This is a genomic window from Tenacibaculum sp. TC6 (assembly GCF_050606265.1).
Classification (GTDB): domain Bacteria; phylum Bacteroidota; class Bacteroidia; order Flavobacteriales; family Flavobacteriaceae; genus Polaribacter.
This window is the reverse complement of the sequence record NZ_JBOCUK010000002.1, coordinates 210,476-229,370: the sequence shown is the minus strand read 5'-3', so window position 1 is coordinate 229,370 and position 18,895 is coordinate 210,476. Positions and strand designations below refer to the sequence as shown.

13 protein-coding genes are annotated in these 18,895 nt (G+C 32.9%); 8 read left to right on the top strand and 5 right to left on the bottom strand.

Annotated features, from left to right (window positions below):
* From ACQY1Q_RS02460 to ACQY1Q_RS02445, 4 genes are all read left to right on the top strand, one after another.
* Entirely contained in the window at positions 1–3,096 is a 3,096-nt protein-coding gene (locus ACQY1Q_RS02460) for a type I restriction endonuclease subunit R (protein ID WP_431003698.1), read from the top strand.
* Positions 3,096–3,809, top strand: a complete 714-nt coding sequence (locus ACQY1Q_RS02455; RefSeq protein ID WP_431003697.1) for a M48 family metallopeptidase — start codon at positions 3,096–3,098, stop codon at positions 3,807–3,809. The genes ACQY1Q_RS02460 and ACQY1Q_RS02455 overlap by 1 nt, the downstream gene beginning before the upstream one ends.
* Positions 3,810–4,977: 1,168 nt before the next feature.
* Positions 4,978–5,268 (top strand): GIY-YIG nuclease family protein, encoded by a 291-nt coding sequence (locus tag ACQY1Q_RS02450; RefSeq protein WP_431003696.1) that lies wholly within the window; start codon positions 4,978–4,980, stop codon positions 5,266–5,268.
* Between the two features lie 367 nt (positions 5,269–5,635).
* Positions 5,636–7,249, top strand: coding sequence for a class I SAM-dependent methyltransferase (locus tag ACQY1Q_RS02445; protein WP_431003695.1), 1,614 nt, complete (start codon positions 5,636–5,638; stop codon positions 7,247–7,249).
* A 197-nt stretch (positions 7,250–7,446) separates the two neighbouring features.
* Here the strand turns inward: ACQY1Q_RS02445 and ACQY1Q_RS02440 are convergent, their stop codons facing one another.
* Both ACQY1Q_RS02440 and ACQY1Q_RS02435 read right to left on the bottom strand, forming a co-directional pair.
* On the bottom strand, positions 7,447–9,942 hold the full coding sequence (locus ACQY1Q_RS02440; RefSeq protein WP_431003694.1) for a PIG-L family deacetylase: 2,496 nt from the start codon (positions 9,940–9,942) through the stop codon (positions 7,447–7,449).
* 168 nt (positions 9,943–10,110) lie between these two features.
* The gene (locus ACQY1Q_RS02435; RefSeq protein ID WP_431003693.1) at positions 10,111–11,535 is read right to left on the bottom strand and encodes an ATP-dependent DNA helicase; all 1,425 of its coding nucleotides are present in this window, start codon (positions 11,533–11,535) and stop codon (positions 10,111–10,113) included.
* Positions 11,536–11,638: 103 nt separating this feature from the next.
* Here ACQY1Q_RS02435 and ACQY1Q_RS02430 point away from each other — a divergent pair, with 103 nt between their 5' ends.
* Genes ACQY1Q_RS02430 through ACQY1Q_RS02420 form a run of 3 tightly spaced genes read left to right on the top strand, consistent with a single transcriptional unit; the run spans position 11,639 to position 13,726 of the window.
* Positions 11,639–12,373 carry a hypothetical protein gene (locus ACQY1Q_RS02430; protein WP_431003692.1) on the top strand — a complete coding sequence of 245 codons (735 nt, stop codon included), beginning with the start codon at positions 11,639–11,641 and terminating at the stop codon, positions 12,371–12,373.
* Complete coding sequence (locus tag ACQY1Q_RS02425; RefSeq protein WP_431003691.1) at positions 12,351–13,181, top strand: DUF3822 family protein; 831 nt, start codon at positions 12,351–12,353, stop codon at positions 13,179–13,181. Before ACQY1Q_RS02430 ends, ACQY1Q_RS02425 begins: the two co-directional genes overlap by 23 nt.
* On the top strand, positions 13,181–13,726 hold the full coding sequence (locus tag ACQY1Q_RS02420; protein WP_431003690.1) for an RsmD family RNA methyltransferase: 546 nt from the start codon (positions 13,181–13,183) through the stop codon (positions 13,724–13,726). The genes ACQY1Q_RS02425 and ACQY1Q_RS02420 overlap by 1 nt, the downstream gene beginning before the upstream one ends.
* A 144-nt stretch (positions 13,727–13,870) precedes the next feature.
* On the opposite strand, the gene acs is transcribed toward ACQY1Q_RS02420, so the two are convergent.
* From acs to ACQY1Q_RS02405, 3 genes are all read right to left on the bottom strand, one after another.
* Entirely contained in the window at positions 13,871–15,781 is a 1,911-nt protein-coding gene (acs, locus tag ACQY1Q_RS02415) for an acetate--CoA ligase (protein ID WP_431003689.1), read from the bottom strand.
* Positions 15,782–15,904: 123 nt separating this feature from the next.
* Entirely contained in the window at positions 15,905–16,237 is a 333-nt protein-coding gene (locus tag ACQY1Q_RS02410; RefSeq protein WP_431003716.1) for a DUF779 domain-containing protein, read from the bottom strand.
* Positions 16,238–16,302: 65 nt separating this feature from the next.
* Positions 16,303–17,799, bottom strand: a complete 1,497-nt coding sequence (locus ACQY1Q_RS02405) for an aldehyde dehydrogenase family protein (RefSeq protein ID WP_431003688.1) — start codon at positions 17,797–17,799, stop codon at positions 16,303–16,305.
* A 175-nt stretch (positions 17,800–17,974) separates the two neighbouring features.
* On the opposite strand from ACQY1Q_RS02405, the gene ACQY1Q_RS02400 reads away from it, so the two are divergent.
* The gene (locus tag ACQY1Q_RS02400; protein WP_431003687.1) at positions 17,975–18,892 is read left to right on the top strand and encodes an AraC family transcriptional regulator; all 918 of its coding nucleotides are present in this window, start codon (positions 17,975–17,977) and stop codon (positions 18,890–18,892) included.
* The last annotated feature ends 3 nt before the right edge of the window (positions 18,893–18,895 follow it).

Below are 18,895 nucleotides of genomic sequence, written 5' to 3'. Positions count from 1 at the left end.
ATGACTAACATAGGCAGTTTAGAACGCGTTACACAAAACCGAATTGTACAATTGTTCCAAGAAGAATTGCACTATACCTATCTCGGCAATTGGGAAGAGCGAGAAAACAATAGCAATATTGAAGAAGGACTACTTACTGCCTATTTAGAAAAAAAAGGCTATACAGCGATTCAAATTACCAAAGCTATATACGAATTAAAAACAACGGCTGTTAATTTTAATGATAGTTTATATACTACCAACAAAAACGTGTACAAACTGTTGCGTTATGGGGCTGATATAAAAACTGAAATAGGCAAAAACACAGAAAAAGTCCATTTTATCGATTGGAAAAATTGGGACACCAATGATTTTGCCTTTGCAGAAGAAGTAACCATTAAAGGCAATAAAACCAAACGCCCCGATATTGTTATGTATGTAAACGGTATTGCGCTGGGTGTTTTAGAATTAAAAAGAAGTACGGTACCTCTAGAAGAAGCTACCAGACAAAGCAATGTGAACCAACAAGAAGGTTTTATTCAACAGTTCTTTGCTACAGTACAATTTATTTTCTCAGCAAATGATACCCAAGGCTTGGTATATGGCACTGTAGGTACACCGCAAAAAAAGTATCTCAAATGGAAAGAAGATATTGAAGACAACAGTAGGTTACTTTCTGATAAATACTTGCTTAAAATGTGTCGCAAAGACCGTTTTTTAGAATTTATTCATGATTTCATTGTATTTGATGGTGGGATTAAGAAACTACCAAGAGTACATCAATATTTTGGTATCAAAGAAGCACAAAAACATGTCAATCGCTATGAAGGAGGCATCATTTGGCACACCCAAGGCAGTGGTAAAAGTATTACCATGGTGTATCTTGCCAAATGGATATTAGAAAACAACCCCAATGCAAGAGTGGCTATTTTAACCGACCGTGACGAACTGGATAAACAAATAGAAAGTGTTTTTAAAGATGCTGAAGAACCCATTTACCGCACTCGAAGTGGTAAAGATTTAATACACAAATTGAGCACGCCTACTCCACGCTTGTTGTGTTCGTTAATACACAAGTTTGGTAAAAAGAATGTGACAAATTTTAATCAATTTATCAAAGATTTAGAAAACGAGCCTTCTAAAGCCGTAGGGGAAATCTTTGTTTTTGTAGATGAGTGTCACCGCACCCAAAGTGGTCGTTTGCACAGAACCATGAAAGCACTTTTGCCTAATGCAGTATTTATAGGCTTTACAGGAACTCCCTTACTTAAAGAAGATAAACAAACCAGTTTGGAGGTTTTTGGGAAATATATTCATACCTATAAATACAATGAAGGTGTGGAAGATGGGGTTATTTTAGACTTAGTTTATGAAGCCCGTGATATAGACCAACGCATTTCTTCTCCCAAACGAATAGACGAGTATTTTGATATTGCTACTAGAGATTTAAATGACTTTCAAAAATCGGAACTTAAGAAGAAATGGGGAACGATGCAAAAAGTATTAAGCAGTCGTTCTAGAATGGAAAAGATAATAAGCGATATTATTTATGATTTTAAAAAACAACCCCGTCTTAGTGGCAACAGAGGAAATGCTATTTTAGTAGCGAGTTCCATTTATGAAGCTTGCCGTTATTATGAGTTATTTAAAAACACCAATTCAGAATTACGAGATAAATTTGCTATAATAACTTCCTACAGTCCTACAACAAGCGATGTGACTACAGAAGATACAGGAGCAGGTACAGAAACCGAAAAGCAATTTATGTACAACTTGTACAAAAGTATTTTAGGCACTAAAACTACGGAACAATACGAAGATTGGGCAAAAGCCAAGTTTAGTGACGAACCTGCAAACATGAAATTGTTAATTGTAGTTTCTAAATTATTAACGGGGTTTGATGCTCCTAGTTGTACCTATTTATACATTGACAAGAGCATGCAAGACCACGGTTTGTTTCAAGCCATTTGTAGGGTAAACCGTTTAGACACAGATGACAAGGAATTTGGCTACATTGTAGATTATAAAGATTTGTTTACCAAAGTAAAAAATGCAGTAGCCGTTTATACCTCAGAGTTAGATTATGATGAGTTTGAAGCCAAAGACATAGACATCTTACTAAAAGACCGTTTAAAGGCCGGAAAAGAAAGATTGGATAACGCTTTAGAAGAGTTGCACATATTATGTGAACCCGTTGCACAACCTAAAACATCTTTAGAATATCAGCATTATTTTTGTGGAAATACAGAAATCGAAGAAGACTTAAAAGCTACTGAACCGCAAAGGAATATGTTGTATAAAAAGATTGTTTCTTTAATTAGAGCACATGCCAATATTTTGGACGACATGGAGGAAGGGGGTTATACTGAAAAAGAGCAAAATGACATTAAAAAAGAGGTTGATTTCTATTTGAATTTAAGAGAAGATATAAAACAAGCAAGTGGTGAAAAACTAGACTTTAAAGAATATGAAGCCGATATGCGTCACTTAATTGACACCTACATTCAAGCCGATGAACCCGAAACTATTTCGCCTTTTGAAGGTATGTCTTTATTAGATATTATTGTCAAATCGGGTATTGCAGATGGAATTAATTCTATGTCAAACGGTATCAAAAAAAATAAAAGTGCTATAGCAGAAACCATTGAAAACAACGTAAGAAAAAAAATAATTAAAGAATCTTTAACGGATGCAGCCTTTTTTGAAGAAATGTCTAAACTGTTAGATGAACTCATCAAGGAGCGTAAAGCAAAAGCCATTGAATATGAAGAATATTTAGAACGAATAGCTGAAATAGTTAGAGCTGTTCAAGAAGGTAAAAACGATGCCACTCCAGACATTTTAAAAACACCTGCACAACGAGCATTGTATAATAATGTGGGGAACGATGAAAAATTAGCTATCATTATAGATTCAGCGGTTAAGACCATTAAAAGAGACGATTGGAGAGGTAATTTACCTAAAGAAAGAGAAATTAAAGCAGAAATACACAGACAGTTAATTTCTTATGAACTGGATACGGGAATTAATGTTGCCAATGAACCACCTGAACCTAATGGTTTAGAAAATAAGGTGGAACACATTTTTAACATAGTAAGAGAGCAAAAAGAATACTAATGCCACAAATAGAATTAGGCAATATAATTATTGATGTAGAACTAAAGAATGTTAAAAACATTCATTTGAGTGTCTATCCACCAAATGGTGTAGTACGCATTGCTGCCCCGAGCAGAATGGATTTAGACACGGTTAGGGTATTTGCGTTGCAAAAATTAAAATGGATTAAAAAGCAACAAGAAAGTTTTCATAATCAACCCAGAGAAACAGCAAGAGAATATCTAACCAAAGAAAGTCATTATTTCTTAGGCAAACGCTATTTATTAAAAGTAATTGAAGAAAATGCAACACCTAAAGTTATACTAAAACATAAAACTATAGAATTACATATAAGGCCAAATACTTCTCTTGAAAAAAGAGCTTTAATTATAGATGAATGGTATCGCAATCAACTTAAATTAATGCTACCTAAGCTAATTGTTAAATGGGAAAAGGTGATTGGGGTTCAAGCTAACGATTTTGGCATAAAAAAAATGAAAACCAAATGGGGCACTTGCAATACCTCGGCAAAAAGGATATGGCTGAATTTAGAATTGGCAAAAAAACCTTTAGAATGTATTGAGTTTATTATTGTTCATGAACTAGTGCATTTATTAGAGAGAAATCATAATGATAGATTCGTTAGTTATATGAATGATTTTATGCCTAAATGGTCGTTTTACAGAGAAGAACTAAATAAACTACCTTTTAGACATGTAGATTGGAAGTATTAACAAAACCCTGTCAGTTCGAGTGATTTTTGTTGAGTGATAACGAAATAAAAATTGTATCGAGAACTAATCACTATTCAAACACTTCTCTATACTAAATTATACTCCACTCTGTTTCGTATAATTTCACTCGAAGTGACATATAACAAAACCTTGTCAGTTCGAGTGATTTTTGTTGAATGGTAATGAAATAAAAATTGTATCGAGAACTAATCACTATTCAAACACTTCTCTATACTAAATTATACTCCACTCTGTTTCGTATAATTTCACTCGAAGTGACATATAACAAAACCCTGTCAGTTCGAGTGATTTTTATGGAGTGATAACAAAATAAAAATTGTATCGAGAACCAATCACTATTCAAACACTTCTCGATACTAAATTATACTACACTCTGTTTCGTATAATTTCACTCGACGTGACAAACAACAAAACCTTGTCAGTTCGAGTGATTTTTGTTGAATGATAACAAAATAAAAATTGTATCGAGAACTAATCACTACTCAAACACTTCTCGATACTAAATCATACTCCACTCTGTTTCGTATAATTTCACTCGAAGTGACATATAACAAAACCTTGTCAGTTCGAGTGATTTTTGTTGAGTGATAACAAAATAAAAATTGTATCGAGAACTAATCACTACTCAAACACTTCTCGATACTAAATTATACTACACTCCATTTCGTATAATTTCACTCGAAGTGACAAACAACAAAACCTTGTCAGTTCGAGTGATTTTTGTTGAGTGATAACGAAATAAAAATTGTATCGAGAACTAATTACTACTCAAACACTTCTCGATACTAAATCATACTACACTCCATTTCGTATAATTTCACTCGACGTGACAAATAACAAAACCCTGTCAGTTCGAGTGATTTTTATGGAGTGATAACAAAATAAAAATTGTATCGAGAACCAATCACTATTCAAACACTTCTCGATACTAAATCATACTCCACTCTGTTTCGTATAATTTCACTCGAAGTGACAAATAACAAAACCCTGTCAGTTCGAGTGATTTTTGTTGAGTGATAACGAAATAAAAATTGTATCGAGAACCAATCACTATTCAAACACTTCTCGATACTAAATTATACTCCACTCTGTTTCGTATAATTTCACTCGACGTGACATATAAATAAAAAAAGTATATTAGTACATTATGAAAAAGTACTATGTATATATTTTAAAATGTGCAGATAACACATACTACACAGGAGTATCTTCTAATTTAGAAAAAAGAATTTTTGAGCATACTAATGGACTTAAAAAAGGAAGTTACACCTATTTTAGAAGACCGGTTAACCTAGTTTTTTATTGTGAGTTTACCGATATAAATATTGCTATTGATAAAGAAAAACAGATAAAAAAATGGTCTAAAATTAAAAAGGAAGCTCTAATAAATAACGACTATGAAGCATTACCTAATTTAGCCAAAAAGAAGTTCATTTAACGTCTGTCAGTTCGAGTGATTTTTGTTGAATGGTAATGAAATAAAAATTGTATCGAGAACTAATCACTATTCAAACACTCCTCGATACTAAATTATACTCCACTCTGTTTCGTATAATTTCTCTCGAAGTGACAAACAACAAAACCCTGTCAGTTCGAGTGATTTTTATTGAGTAATAACGAGATAAAAATTGTATCGAGAACCAATGCTCAAAAGAACTATCGAAAACTAATCACTACTCATATACTTCTCGATACTAAATTAAACTCCACACGTTTCGTGTAATTTCACTCGAAGTGACAATCAGATACTTCTACTTTCTTTTTAAATCCCAATTACTTATATTTAAAACAAAAAATAGTTCTGTATGTTAGCCAAACAAGATAAATCACAGCTCAGAAGTCAGCTGTTTCGCCATTTAGATGGTATTGTTACCTGCCCTGCCACTTTTGTACTTTTCAATAAAGGAATTACCGACTATCTGTTAGAACAAAAATCGGCTACTTTAACAGAGATCAGTGCTAAATTTAAAGCTAACGACGGATATTTAAACGTGGCTCTCAGAACACTATGTTCACAAGGTTGGTTAACTCAGCAAGTTGATAATACTACTAATACAGTTACTTTTTATACAAATGATGTTTCTGCCATGGCTTTTCAATATTTTTATGTATATAAAGAAGCCTTTTCACTATTACAACTTTCTGAACATTACAGTCCCAGATTATTTGAAACCGAACCTTTTAGCCAATTAGAACAGGTGTACCATTTATTTACCCACAACTTTAATATTGCCGAGCCTGATGCTGCTAAGGAAAAGGAAATACTTTCTCAGATTAAATTTCATATTGAAGGTATTATAGTAGGCCCTACTGTTGTTCTTTTAGGAATGAGTGGTATGTTTCATAAGTATTTTATGCAGACAAAGTTTAAGGCTGAAGAGTTTCATAAAGACCCTGAAAATTTTGGGCGTTTATTAGATATGTTAACCCATTTAGGTTGGTTTTCTAAAACTAATGACTCTTATGAGTTTACTGATAAAGGGTTGTTTTTTGCCCGAAGAGCCAGTGCTTATGGGGTTACTGTTTCTTATATTCCTACTTTACGCAAACTAGATAAGCTCATTTTTGGAAATCCTGATATGTTTAGAACTTCAGGAATTGGTAATGAAGAAATTCATGTAGACAGGGAAATGAATGTTTGGGGCAGCGGTGGTGCTCATACTGCTTATTTTAGAGTTATTGATGAAATTATTATTAATCTGTTTAACAAACCTATACAGGAACAGCCTAAAGGTATTTTAGATGTTGGATGTGGTAACGGTGCCTTTTTAAAACATTTATTTACCGTTATAGAAAACCAAACCAACCGAGGTAAGGTTTTAGAGGAATATCCTTTATTTCTTATCGGAGTAGATTATAATGAGGCTGCTTTACAAATTACTCGTAAAAATTTAGTTCAGGCAGATATTTGGGCTAAAGTAATTTGGGGAGATATTGGGAACCCGCAAGCATTATCGGAAGATTTACAAGAAAAGTATGGTATTAACCTTTCTGACTTGTTAAACGTTCGTACATTTTTAGATCATAACCGTATATGGGAAGAACCACAGCCTACTCCTAATTTAACCATTACAAAATCTACCGGAGCCTATGCTTACAGAGGTAACCGTTTGAACAATAATTTGGTTATAGAGTCTTTAAAACAACACTTTACAAAGTGGAAACCTTATATAGAAAAATTTGGATTACTGTTAATAGAGCTTCATACTTCTAACCCTGAATTGGTAGCTAATCATTTAGGTAAAACTGCTGCCACCGCCTATGATGCTACCCATGGATATTCTGATCAATATATTATTGAATTAGATGAATATATGAAAGCTATGGAAGCGATAGGGTTATTTCCTGATACGCACGCTTTTAAAAAGTTTCCGGATTCAGAATTAGCAACCGTATCTATTAATTTATTTAAAGGATAATTTTAGGGGGAGGAAACAGGGATTAGTAATCTAGGAATTGGGAATTAGGAATTAGGAATTAAGAATTAGGAATTAGGAATTAGGAAGTTAACAATTGAAATTATACTGATACTTGCTAATTGATTAAATTAGAAATAAAAAATCAATTGCCAGTTAGAGTTAACTACACTGACAATTGATTTTTATTTTTTATACGTTTATTGTACGTTATTTTTAAGGGATAACAGGTTGGTAAATAATTTATAAGCTCCCGGAACTCCTGCCGGTAATTCCCTAAAAAAGCTTAATCCTGTATATATATAGTTTCCTTTTCCGTATTTAGCTACTAACAAACTACCTTCTTTTGGAGTTTCCCCTTTATCATTCATAGATAGTATAGGCGTAAATTCCGAAGCCCAAGAGTCAGGAAAATACAATCCTCGTTCTTGCACCCAGCCGTCAAAATCTGCCTGGGTAATTTTATTAGGATAGTTTAAAATTTCATGCTCTTTAGCTAGTAATGTTACTTTTGCATACTCATCCGTTACTCTGTCTCTAGATAATTTTAAATCATACGGTGCTTTTACATCTACTCCTCTATTAGTATTATACTGCACTACTACGTTTCCTCCGTTTTTTACATAGTCTAATATATACTTTTGTTTAAACTGAAGTTCTTTTTGCGTGTTATACGCTCGTATTCCTATCACCACAGCATCAAACTGAGCTAAGTTTTTATCGTTAATATCTGCCGGAAGTATTTCAGTAACCGTATACCCTATTTGACGTAAACTTTCCGGTACGGCATCACCTGAGCCTTGAATATATCCTATATGAGATCCTTCTTTTTTAATGTTTAAACGTACTACTTTTGCTTGTGACGGTAGTAATACTGATTGTTTAGGTATATGTGAATAGGTAATCTCTACCAACTCTTTATCGTAATTCTTACCATTAACCGTTGCCACTGCTTTTATAGAACCTTCAGATTCTTTATGAGGAGGGGTTACCATAAAATTAACCACTTGTACATCTCCTTTTTGCTCTATGGTAAACATCTTTTTCTCCGGACTCACTTTCCATCCATTAGGAATTTGTAAGGCTACTTCTCCTTTTGTATTGTTGGCTCCTGCTCTTATTTCAACCGTTACTTTTCTAGCTTCGTCATTAGCAAAAATTAGTACTTTGTCCTGAAGTTTTGTAGTTACTTGTGGTAATACCTCAAAAGGCTCATATATTTCACCTTTATCTCCTTTTGAATATCTGTACACCACAGGTTTAGTAAAAGTTATAGGATAGTTTTCAATAGTTACGGTATAAGCTATTTGTACAGGTCGTTTACTTTCCGGGTTACCTCTTTCTTCTTGGTTTGGTACTTGATACATACCTAAACTCCACGGCATTTTTAACCAGTAAGGGGCTGAGTATTCAACGTTTCCTACAGGTATAGTTTCTTTAAATGTTTGTTTTTTATTTGAAGCTAAATCTAACTCTTTAACTATATTTTTCCCTCCCGGTTCCACTTTTATAGAGGTCAATTCCATAGACATATTGCTTCTGTTTAAAGCTTCAATATTAACCGTTACTTCACTATTAGGTGTTGTACTTGAACTTATTGCCGATGCTTCTAAATACAATCCGGCACAAGCTAAAATAATCTCTTTTATTTCTTTTGTTTTAACTGCTTTCCAGTGTGTATCTTCTAACTCTTGAATTTTTTGATAAGCTTTTAATAAATCAGGTATATGTTTTGATGGGTTAACAAAGTTAAATTTATCTTCAACTTCATATAATATTTCTCCTACTTCTCCTCCGCCTTTAATACGATTCCAAGTGGTGTTGATTCCTGAAAAAATATCTTTTTTATCTTTAGGAAATTCTCCTTTTAAAAACTCTACATATTCTTTTTCACTTCCTCTGTTAGTTAAACGTCCAAATCCTTGACATAAGTGTTGGCTACTGGCTATAGAGGCTAACTCGTTATTAGAAACTCCTTTTAACGGGTAGTACACTCCTATATCAAAGCTTACCATGTTACTTTTATCTGCCTTAGCAAAGTTTTCCTGACTTCCGTAAAACCACCAAGAAGTATTAAAAAATAATCGGTTAGGTTGCCAAGTTTCTGTATATTTTAATTGTTCCGGATATTGATTTTTATCTCCTGCTAAATCAAACGCTTCAACACTTAACATGGCAGAAGATGTGTGATGACCATGCGTAGTTCCGGGTGTTCTGTGGTTAAAACGGTTGATAATTACATCAGGCTTAAAAGTTCTTATGGCCCAAACAACGTCTGCCAGCACTTTATTTTTATCCCAAATTTTTAGGGTTTCATCAGGGTGTTTAGAGTACCCGAAATCATTTGCTCTTGAAAAACGTTGCTCACCTCCGTCAACACCTCTGGCTGCTAACAACTCTTGTGTACGAATTACTCCTAATAGCTCTCGTATTTCCGGGCCTATTAAGTTTTGACCTCCGTCTCCTCTGGTTAACGACAAATAGGCGGTTCTTGCTTTTTCATGGTTTGCTAAATACGCTATTAAGCGTGTATTTTCATCATCAGGGTGTGCAGCTATGTATAAAGCTGATCCTAAAAAATTTAGCTTTTGAATTTTCTCGTAAATCTGATTAGATGTTAACTTTTGTGGCTTTTGCGCTGTTATTGATGTAGTTATCAATAAAAATGAAAGAAAAACGATTACTTTTTTGTTCATTCTTAGGGTTTTGATTGCTTAACAAATGTATGCTTTTGTCGGCTTTTTTTATACTAATTAACAAAATGCTAACATTTTTTACTCACTAAGTGAGATTTAAATACTTCTAATACTCACTTCAAAATTTTTAAAACAATTTCCTTTTAAGAATACCTTACGTATAGTTGACTAAATAAAATATTCATCTTGAAATCCTATTAAATATAATTTTTCCTGAGCCCTGGTTATTGCTGTATATAACCAACGTAGATACTCTACACTAGGACCATCCGGTAAATAGGGTTGTTCTATAAATACCGTTTTCCATTGTCCCCCTTGTGATTTATGACAGGTCATAGCGTACGAAAACTTTACCTGCAAGGCATTAAAATATGTATTGTTTTTAACACCCATAAATTGTTTGTACTTCGATTTTTCATGCGCAAAGTCTTCTTTAACTGCTTCATATAATCGGTTTGAATCTTCATAACTTAATGAGGGACTTTCACTCATTAACGTATCCAGTAACAATACTGTATCGAAAGGTTTCATATCCGGATAATCAATCATTCGTATTTCTACTTCGGCAAATTTAAATCCGTATAACTCCTTTATATGATAAATACGTAAAACTTCACAAATATCACCATTGGCTATAAATCCGGCAGAAGATGAATCTTTTAACCAATAGTAATTGTTTTTAACTACCATGACATAATCTCCGGTAGATATTTCACTTTCTTGTCCACGAATTTTAGTTCGTATTTGTTGGTTGTATTGATTCGCTCTTTTGTTTGATCGTACAATAATAGCTGTATCCTCCACTCCTATATCACCGTCATACGCTTCATTAATTGCATCCTGAATATCATATCCGTCTTGCAAACGAATAACATCCGGAAAGTTTACATCAAATTTAAAATCTACAGCATCATTTTGTATAAGTAAACGCAAATCGGTAGCATTGTACAGAATACCGGAATCTTCTTGCTGACGTACTACTTCATCTAATTCTACTTCTGTAACATCTTTGTTAAATTCAAACGATAATCGTTCTGCTTCTAAAGCCGGACTAATCGTTAGTTTTACCGGAGGTAACTGTGCCGTATCACCTATAAAGATTATTTTACAGTTTTTGCCGGCGTACACGTAAGACATTAAATCGTCTAATAAGGAGCCATTTTCAAATAGCTTGGCATTCTGTTTTTCATCAGAAATCATTGACGCTTCATCTACAATAAAAACGGTATCTACATGTTTATTAGGTTGCATTACAAAACTAACGCCTCCGTTACTTTGCTTTTTAGGAAAGTATATTTTTTTATGTATTGTAAAAGCTTGTTTACCTGAGTACCCTGATATTACTTTAGCGGCTCTACCAGTTGGGGCCAATAATACTGCTTTTTTTCCTGCTCTCCATAAATTATTAACTACAGTGCTTATTGTGGTTGTTTTTCCGGTACCCGCATACCCTTTTAAAACAAATAATGCCTTGTTATTTTCATCAAAAATAAAATTAGTTAATTCGTTAAGTAGCTCATTTTGTTTATAGGTAGGTTTGTAAGGGAATTTTTGTAGTATTTCTGTATAAAATTTGTGGGCCGATGCTATCATAAAATCAAATAATTTTCAAAGATAAATGTATTTGTAGTTAAAAATTTTCATCATTAAAAAAAAATTGTAGATTTGCGAGTATCATATATTAAAAATTAGAAAAATGAATTTATTATTAATGATTTTAGCAGCGGTAGTTGTTGCGGTTCTATTAGCAGTAGTTATTGTTAAGTTTGTGCCTCTAAAAATGAGATGGTTAGTATCTATTTTGTTATTAGCTGCTTCTATCTTCTTAGCTATAAAAATTTATGAAGGCATAATGGAGCCAATCAAATTTGCCAAAGAGAAAAAGGTACGTTACGCTAAAGTTATTGAGAATTTAAAATTAATCCGAGACGCTGAAGTTAAGTATAATGAAGTTTATGGTACTTATACTAAGAGTAAAGATTCTTTATTAAGTTTTATTGACAATGGAAGATTAGCCTTAACTGAAACTAAAAACATAGAAGAAGAAGTTGAAAAAGTTGGAGGAATTAAAGTAAAAGTTTCTAAAAAAGTAGTTGATACTATTGGTTTTGAGCCTGTAAAAAAATATTTTGAAGGTAAAGATTACCAAAATATGTTCAATGTACCAGGAACTGATGTTCAGTTTGAATTAGCAACCGGAAGAGTTGAAAAAGTAGCTGGTTTAATTGTTCCTGTTTTTGAAGCTAAAGTAAGTAAAGAGCCTGTATTAAAAGGATTATCTCGTTCTTTAGTTAAGCAAGAATTAGAAGCTATTGAGTCTGACCAAGTAAAAGGATCTTCTATTTCTGTTGGTTCATTAACGGAAGTTACAACAGGTGGTAACTGGCCTCCTTTTTATGATAAAGGTGATGCATCTGCAAAAGAAGAATAAAAAACACAGCGCCAATGCGCAACATAAAAGTCTATCCATCCAATTTAATTTGGATGGATTTTCTTTTTCTATCCAAAACTCAGATACGGGTGAAATTCTCGTTTTTACTGAATATACTTTTGAAAAAACAATTGCTTCTCCTGAGTTATTATTAGAAAAAATAATGTACATTTTTGCCAATGATAAAGATTTACAGCAAGACTTTTCTACTGTTTTTGCTATACATCAAAATAACTTGGCAACTTTGGTACCTAATGAGTACTTTGATAGAAACAACCTAAAACCTTATTTAAAGTTTACGGTAAAAACGTTGTCTACAGATTTTATAACGTATGATACTTTAAATACTGTTGATGCCAGTAACGTTTATATACCATACGTAAACATTAATAATTTTATTTTTCAAAATTTTGGAGAATTTGAGTACCAACATCATGCAACTGTTTTAATTAATAAGCTTTTAGCCAACACAACTCATACAAACGAGTTGCCTGTTATGTATGTGCATGTAGGCATTTCTCAACTAGATATTATTGTTATACAGAAAAAAGAACTAATACTTTATAACTCTTTTGTATATCAAACTAAAGAGGATTTTATTTACTATATTTTGTTTGTGGCAGAACAATTGCAAATGAATCCTGAAGAGTTTCCGTTAGTTTTTCTTGGTAAAATTGACAAAGAATCAGATTTATATACGATTACATATAAATACATACGAACTATTAATTTTATAGAAAGTTCTACTCGTTTTTTTAATAAAGATGATGAGTTTTCTAATCATTCAACCTATATACTTCTTTCATAATGCGTATTATTTCCGGAAAATATAAAAGTAAAAGAATTACAGCACCTAAAAACTTACCCGTTAGACCAACAACAGATATGGCTAAGGAGTCTTTATTCAATATAATAAACAATGTTTTTTACTTTGATTCTATTTCTGTAATTGATCTTTTTGCCGGTACCGGAAATATTAGCTATGAATTTGCTTCAAGAGGTACAGAAGAGGTACATGCGGTTGATGCACACTTTAGCTGTATTAAGTTTATTAACCAAATAGCTAACGAATTAAATTTTAATATTACTACATACAAAAGTGATGTATATAAGTTTTTAGAAAAAACGCCTCTAAAAGCAGATTTAATTTTTGCCGATCCTCCTTATGATTTTAAAGAGGAACAATTTTTAAAAATTGCCGATCTTGTTTTTGAAAGAAACTTATTGAATGAAGAGGGGATACTTATCATAGAACACTCAAAACATACCGATGTTTCTAATCATCCCAGATTTAGTTATCAAAAAAAATATGGTGGAAGTGTTTTTAGTTTTTTTGAAATAGAAGAACAATAAAAGTCTAATTAAATCTCTTTAGCCATAAATTTTATAGTTAATTTATTTAAAAAAGCCTCCAATAAAAACAAACATGTAAATTTTGAAGGCTTTGGTACTAAAGATATTTATGAAGAATTGATGTTTAGAAGTATCCTATAACTTCTACGCTATTCTATGATCTATAATACTTTGAACTACTTCCGGGTTAAGCAGTGTAGAAACATCTCCCAAATTGTCCAGTTCATTATGGGCAATTTTTCGTAAAATACGTCTCATTATTTTTCCTGAGCGTGTTTTTGGAAGTCCTTCAGTAAACTGAATTTTATCCAGTTTAGCAATAGGGCCAATGTGTTCTGTTATAATTTGGTTGATTTCTTTACGTAAGTTATTATGGTCACGTCCTTCTCCTGCTTCTTTTAAAATAACATATCCGTACAAGGCGTTTCCTTTAACATCATGAGGAAAACCAACAATAGCGCTTTCTGCTACAGCCGGATGCTCATTAATTGCGTCTTCTATAGGAGCTGTTCCTAAATTATGCCCAGAAACAATAATAACATCATCAACTCTACCGGTAATACGGTAATAGCCAACTTCATCACGTAAAGCACCATCTCCGGTAAAATATTTGTTTTCAAATGCAGAAAAATATGTTTCTTTATAGCGTTGGTGATTTCCCCAAATGGTTCTTGCCATAGATGGCCATGGGAATTTAACGCACAATCTTCCATCTACTTGATTTCCGTGTATTTCATTTCCTTGCTCATCCATTAACGCTAATTGAACTCCGGGTAATGGTAAGGTAGCATACGTAGGTTTGGTTGGTGTTGCATAAGGTATGGGAGAAATCATCATTCCACCTGTTTCTGTTTGCCACCAAGTATCTACTATCGGATTTTTCTTTTTCCCTACATTATCATTATACCAATGCCATGCCTCTTCATTAATAGGTTCTCCTACCGTACCTAAAACTTTAATAGACGATAAATCATAGGCATCTACATACTCTAAATTTTCTTTTGCCAATGCTCTAATAGCAGTTGGAGCTGTATAAAACTGTGTTATTTTGTGCTTTTCAACTATTTGCCAAAAACGTCCAAAATCTGGGTAGCTTGGTACTCCTTCAAACATAACTGTGGTTGCTCCATTAGTTAAAGGTCCGTATACAATATAACTGTGCCCGGTAATCCATCCAATATCAGCCGTGCACCAATACACATCATTTTCTCTGTAATTAAAAACATTTTTAAATGTATATGCTGTATATACCATATAACCTGCTGTAGTATGCAACATTCCTTTAGGGCTTCCTGTAGATCCTGAGGTATATAAAATAAACAACGGAGCTTCTGCATCCATTATTTCAGGTTCACATTCATCTGAAGCATTATCTAATAGAGGTTGTAACCATTGATCTCTGTCATCTTTCATATGCACTTTAGTGTGCGTTCTTTTGGCTACTAAAACAGTATCTACACACTTACAATTTTCTAAGGCTTCATCTACAATTACTTTCAAATCAATTGTTTTAGCGCCTCTGTAAGATCCATCAGAAGTAATAACCATTTTGGCTTCACAATCGTTAATTCTTGTTGCTAAAGCTGTTGAAGAAAATCCGGCAAAAACAACTGAATGCACAGCCCCAATTCGGGCACAAGCTAATAATGAAACTGCTAATTCAGGAATCATAGGTAAGTAAATACAAACTCTATCTCCTTTTTTAATTCCGTTTTCTTTTAACACATTGGCAAACTTATTAACTCTTTTATATAAATCTTTATAGGTTATGTGCTGTGCTTCTTCATGCGGGTTATTAGGCTCAAATAATATTGCGGTTTTATTTCCTCGTATTGCTAGGTGCCTGTCTATACAATTTTCAGTGATGTTTAACTTTGCTCCTTCAAACCATTTGAATTCAGGCTTAGAAAAATCGTAGCTTAAAATGTTATCCCATCGTTTTCGCCAAACAAAATGTTCTTCGGCTACTTCTTCCCAGAATAAATCCGGATTTCTAACTGATTTTCTATAAACTTGATAATATTCTTCTAGATTCTTTATATGATAATTACTCATCGATACAATCTTTTATATTTTTCGAAACTAATTTACTTTCTTTTTATTAATAAAACATACTTTTTTCTACTAACAACCTTTTTTAAGGTCTAAATACACAACTGTTGTTGTACGTTTTTTTTATTAAGCATCTGATAATAAACGGGAATGAATAATAAATCGTACTCCTAAGGGTATTTCTAATGAAAAACTGGCGCCTCTACCCTCGGTTATATCAATGGTTAAATGTGTATGTTTCCAATATTCATACTGATCTTTATTCATATAAAAAGGAACATTTCTTAGAACACCCAGCAGTATGTCACTTTCATCTAAATATAACTCATCTTTAGGAAATATCATAGGAGAAGAACCATCACAACACCCTCCGCTTTGATGAAAAATAAGATCTCCGTGTTTTTCTTTTAACTGTTCAACTATTTCAGCCGCTTGTTTTGTAATTGCAATACGTTCCATCATTATATAATTTTATAGCGACTGAATAAAGATTCAGCCGCTATGTGTTTAGTATGTTTAGTTGATTAAAAGAACCCTAATTTTTCTTTATCATAAGAAATCAACATGTTTTTAGTTTGCCTGTAATGATCCATCATCATTAAATGATTTTCTCTACCAAATCCTGATTTCTTATACCCTCCAAAAGGTGCATGTGCAGGATATGCGTGATAACAATTTACCCATACACGACCGGCTTTAATAGCTCTTGGTATTTGATACAACTGATGGGCGTCTCTCGTCCAAACTCCGGCTCCTAATCCATAAAGTGTATCGTTAGCTAGGGCTATAGCTTCTGCTTCATCTTTAAACTTTGTTACGCAAACTACCGGACCAAAAATCTCTTCTTGGAAAACTCTCATTTTATTATGACCTTCTAAAATTGTTGGTTGAATAAAAAAGCCTTTAGATAAATCACCTTGTTTATTAGCATCGCCTCCACATAAAACCTTGGCTCCTTCTTCTTTACCTATTTTTATATACGATTGTATTTTTTCATACTGGTCATTAGAGGCTTGTGCGCCAACCATGGTTGTGTCATCGTAAGGATTATCTTGTATGATGGCTTTTGTTCTGGCAACCACACGTTCCATAAATTGGTCATAAATATCTTCTTGTACCAGCATTCTTGAAGGGCATGTACAAACTTCTCCTTGATTAAAAGCAAATAATACTGCTCCTTCAATTGCTTTGTCTAAAAAAGCATCATCTGCATCCATTACACTGTTAAAGAATATATTGGGTGATTTTCCACCAAGTTCCATGGTAACCGGATTCAGATTTTTTGATGCGTATTGCATAATTAATTGACCTGTTGTGGTTTCTCCGGTAAATGCTACCTTATTTATTTTTGAACTAGAAGCTAAGGGTTTACCTGCTTCCGGTCCAAACCCATGTACTACATTAATAACCCCGGGAGGAAAAACATCTACTATTTTTTCCATTAGTAAGGTTGCCGATGAGGGCGTTTGTTCTGCTGGTTTTAAAACCACGCAGTTTCCGGTAGCCAAAGCTGGTGGTAATTTCCATGATAACATTAAAAGTGGAAAGTTCCAAGGAATAATTTGACCAACAACTCCTAACGGTTCTTTCATATTCATTGATAAGGTGTTAGCATCCAACTCTGTAGCACTACCTTCTTCAGCACGAATGCAGGCTGCAAAATAGCGCCAGTGATCTACAGATAGAGGTACATCTGCATTTAATGTTTCTCTTATAGGTTTCCCATTATCACATGTTTCAACTAAGGCAAATTCTTCTAAATTTTCTTCTATAATATCTGCTACTTTGTTCAATAATATTGATCGTTCTGTAGCAGAAGTATTTCCCCAAACTTCTTTAGCTGCATTGGCTGCTTCTAGCGCCAACTCTATATCTTCTTTTTGAGAGCGAGGATATTTAGCTATCAAACTTTTATCAATAGGTGAGGTATTTTCAAAATATTCCCCGCCCACAGGAGCTACAAATTTTCCATTAATAAAATTGCTGTACTTTTCTTTAAATATGGGTTTTGAATACTTCATAGATGTTACGTTTGTTTTTTATTAATTACACATTTTAAAAAGATGATATTTATATATTATTCATTTTTTGTAAAGATATTTTACCACATTCAAACTAAAACGAACATATATCTTAATTTGTTGAACATATCTATTATATTCTTCTTTATATTCATGTAATTTTGTAATATTGTGTATGAACCCGTTATTAAATCAATATAAACAGCATAGAAAGCTAACAACTTTGGTGGAAAACAAAACCACTTATAATGCTGAATATGCTGAGTTGAATATATACGAAACCCATGCGTATGCTGAAAATGTTTCTTTAAAATTCGACTTTCCTATTATTGCCAGTATGGTTACCGGTAAAAAAAGAATGCATATTGACGGAATACCTTCTTTTGATTTTTTTCCGGGAGAGTCTGTGGTTATGCCGGCCAATAAAGAAATGATTATTGATTTTCCGATAGCTTCGCAACAAGCTCCTACACAATGTTTAGCTTTAGGTATTGGTGCAGAAAAAATTGAGGAAATAGTGTCTAATTTTAATCAAATGGTTGCTATTGAAAATGAAAACAACCAATGGAACTTAAGTGATCATTCATCTCATTTAATTCATAACGAAGGGATTAATCACTTGGTTAATCGATTAACTTATACGTTTATACAAAACAATACGTCTAAAGATGTTCTGCTTAATTTAATGATTCAAGAATTAATCATTCGTCTGTTGCAAACCAAAGCAAAATCAATAATTTTAAATGATCAAAATCCTATTTTTTCAGATACCAGAATAGGAAGTGTTATTAAGTTTATTAAAGAAAATTTAACTAATAAAGATATTACGGTTGATCTTTTGGCTAAAAAAGCTTATATGAGTGCTTCTCATTTTCATAAACAGTTTAAAAACACCTTAGGGATTTCTCCTATTGACTACATAAATGCTGAGAAAATTAAATTTTCAAAAAAATTAATGAAGGAATCTAAACATTACCGAATGTCTGAAATAGCTTTTAAATCGGGCTTTAATAGTACCAGTTATTTTAATCGCCAGTTTAAGAAAATGGAGTTAATGACGCCTCAACAATTTAAAAACTCAATACTTCTTTAATTA

Excerpts from the sequence above, each read along its gene's own strand:
- acs (WP_431003689.1), bottom strand. The coding sequence starts at position 15,781 with ATGAGTAATTATCATATAAAGAATCTAGAAGAATATTATCAAGTTTAT.
- ACQY1Q_RS02420 (WP_431003690.1), top strand. The coding sequence starts at position 13,181 with ATGCGTATTATTTCCGGAAAATATAAAAGTAAAAGAATTACAGCACCT.
- ACQY1Q_RS02405 (WP_431003688.1), bottom strand. The coding sequence starts at position 17,799 with ATGAAGTATTCAAAACCCATATTTAAAGAAAAGTACAGCAATTTTATT.
- ACQY1Q_RS02440 (WP_431003694.1), bottom strand. The coding sequence starts at position 9,942 with ATGAACAAAAAAGTAATCGTTTTTCTTTCATTTTTATTGATAACTACA.
- ACQY1Q_RS02410 (WP_431003716.1), bottom strand. The coding sequence starts at position 16,237 with ATGGAACGTATTGCAATTACAAAACAAGCGGCTGAAATAGTTGAACAG.
- ACQY1Q_RS02435 (WP_431003693.1), bottom strand. The coding sequence starts at position 11,535 with ATGATAGCATCGGCCCACAAATTTTATACAGAAATACTACAAAAATTC.
- ACQY1Q_RS02430 (WP_431003692.1), top strand. The coding sequence starts at position 11,639 with ATGAATTTATTATTAATGATTTTAGCAGCGGTAGTTGTTGCGGTTCTA.
- ACQY1Q_RS02455 (WP_431003697.1), top strand. The coding sequence starts at position 3,096 with ATGCCACAAATAGAATTAGGCAATATAATTATTGATGTAGAACTAAAG.
- ACQY1Q_RS02460 (WP_431003698.1), top strand. The coding sequence starts at position 1 with ATGACTAACATAGGCAGTTTAGAACGCGTTACACAAAACCGAATTGTA.
- ACQY1Q_RS02425 (WP_431003691.1), top strand. The coding sequence starts at position 12,351 with ATGCATCTGCAAAAGAAGAATAAAAAACACAGCGCCAATGCGCAACAT.
- ACQY1Q_RS02445 (WP_431003695.1), top strand. The coding sequence starts at position 5,636 with ATGTTAGCCAAACAAGATAAATCACAGCTCAGAAGTCAGCTGTTTCGC.
- ACQY1Q_RS02450 (WP_431003696.1), top strand. The coding sequence starts at position 4,978 with ATGAAAAAGTACTATGTATATATTTTAAAATGTGCAGATAACACATAC.
- ACQY1Q_RS02400 (WP_431003687.1), top strand. The coding sequence starts at position 17,975 with ATGAACCCGTTATTAAATCAATATAAACAGCATAGAAAGCTAACAACT.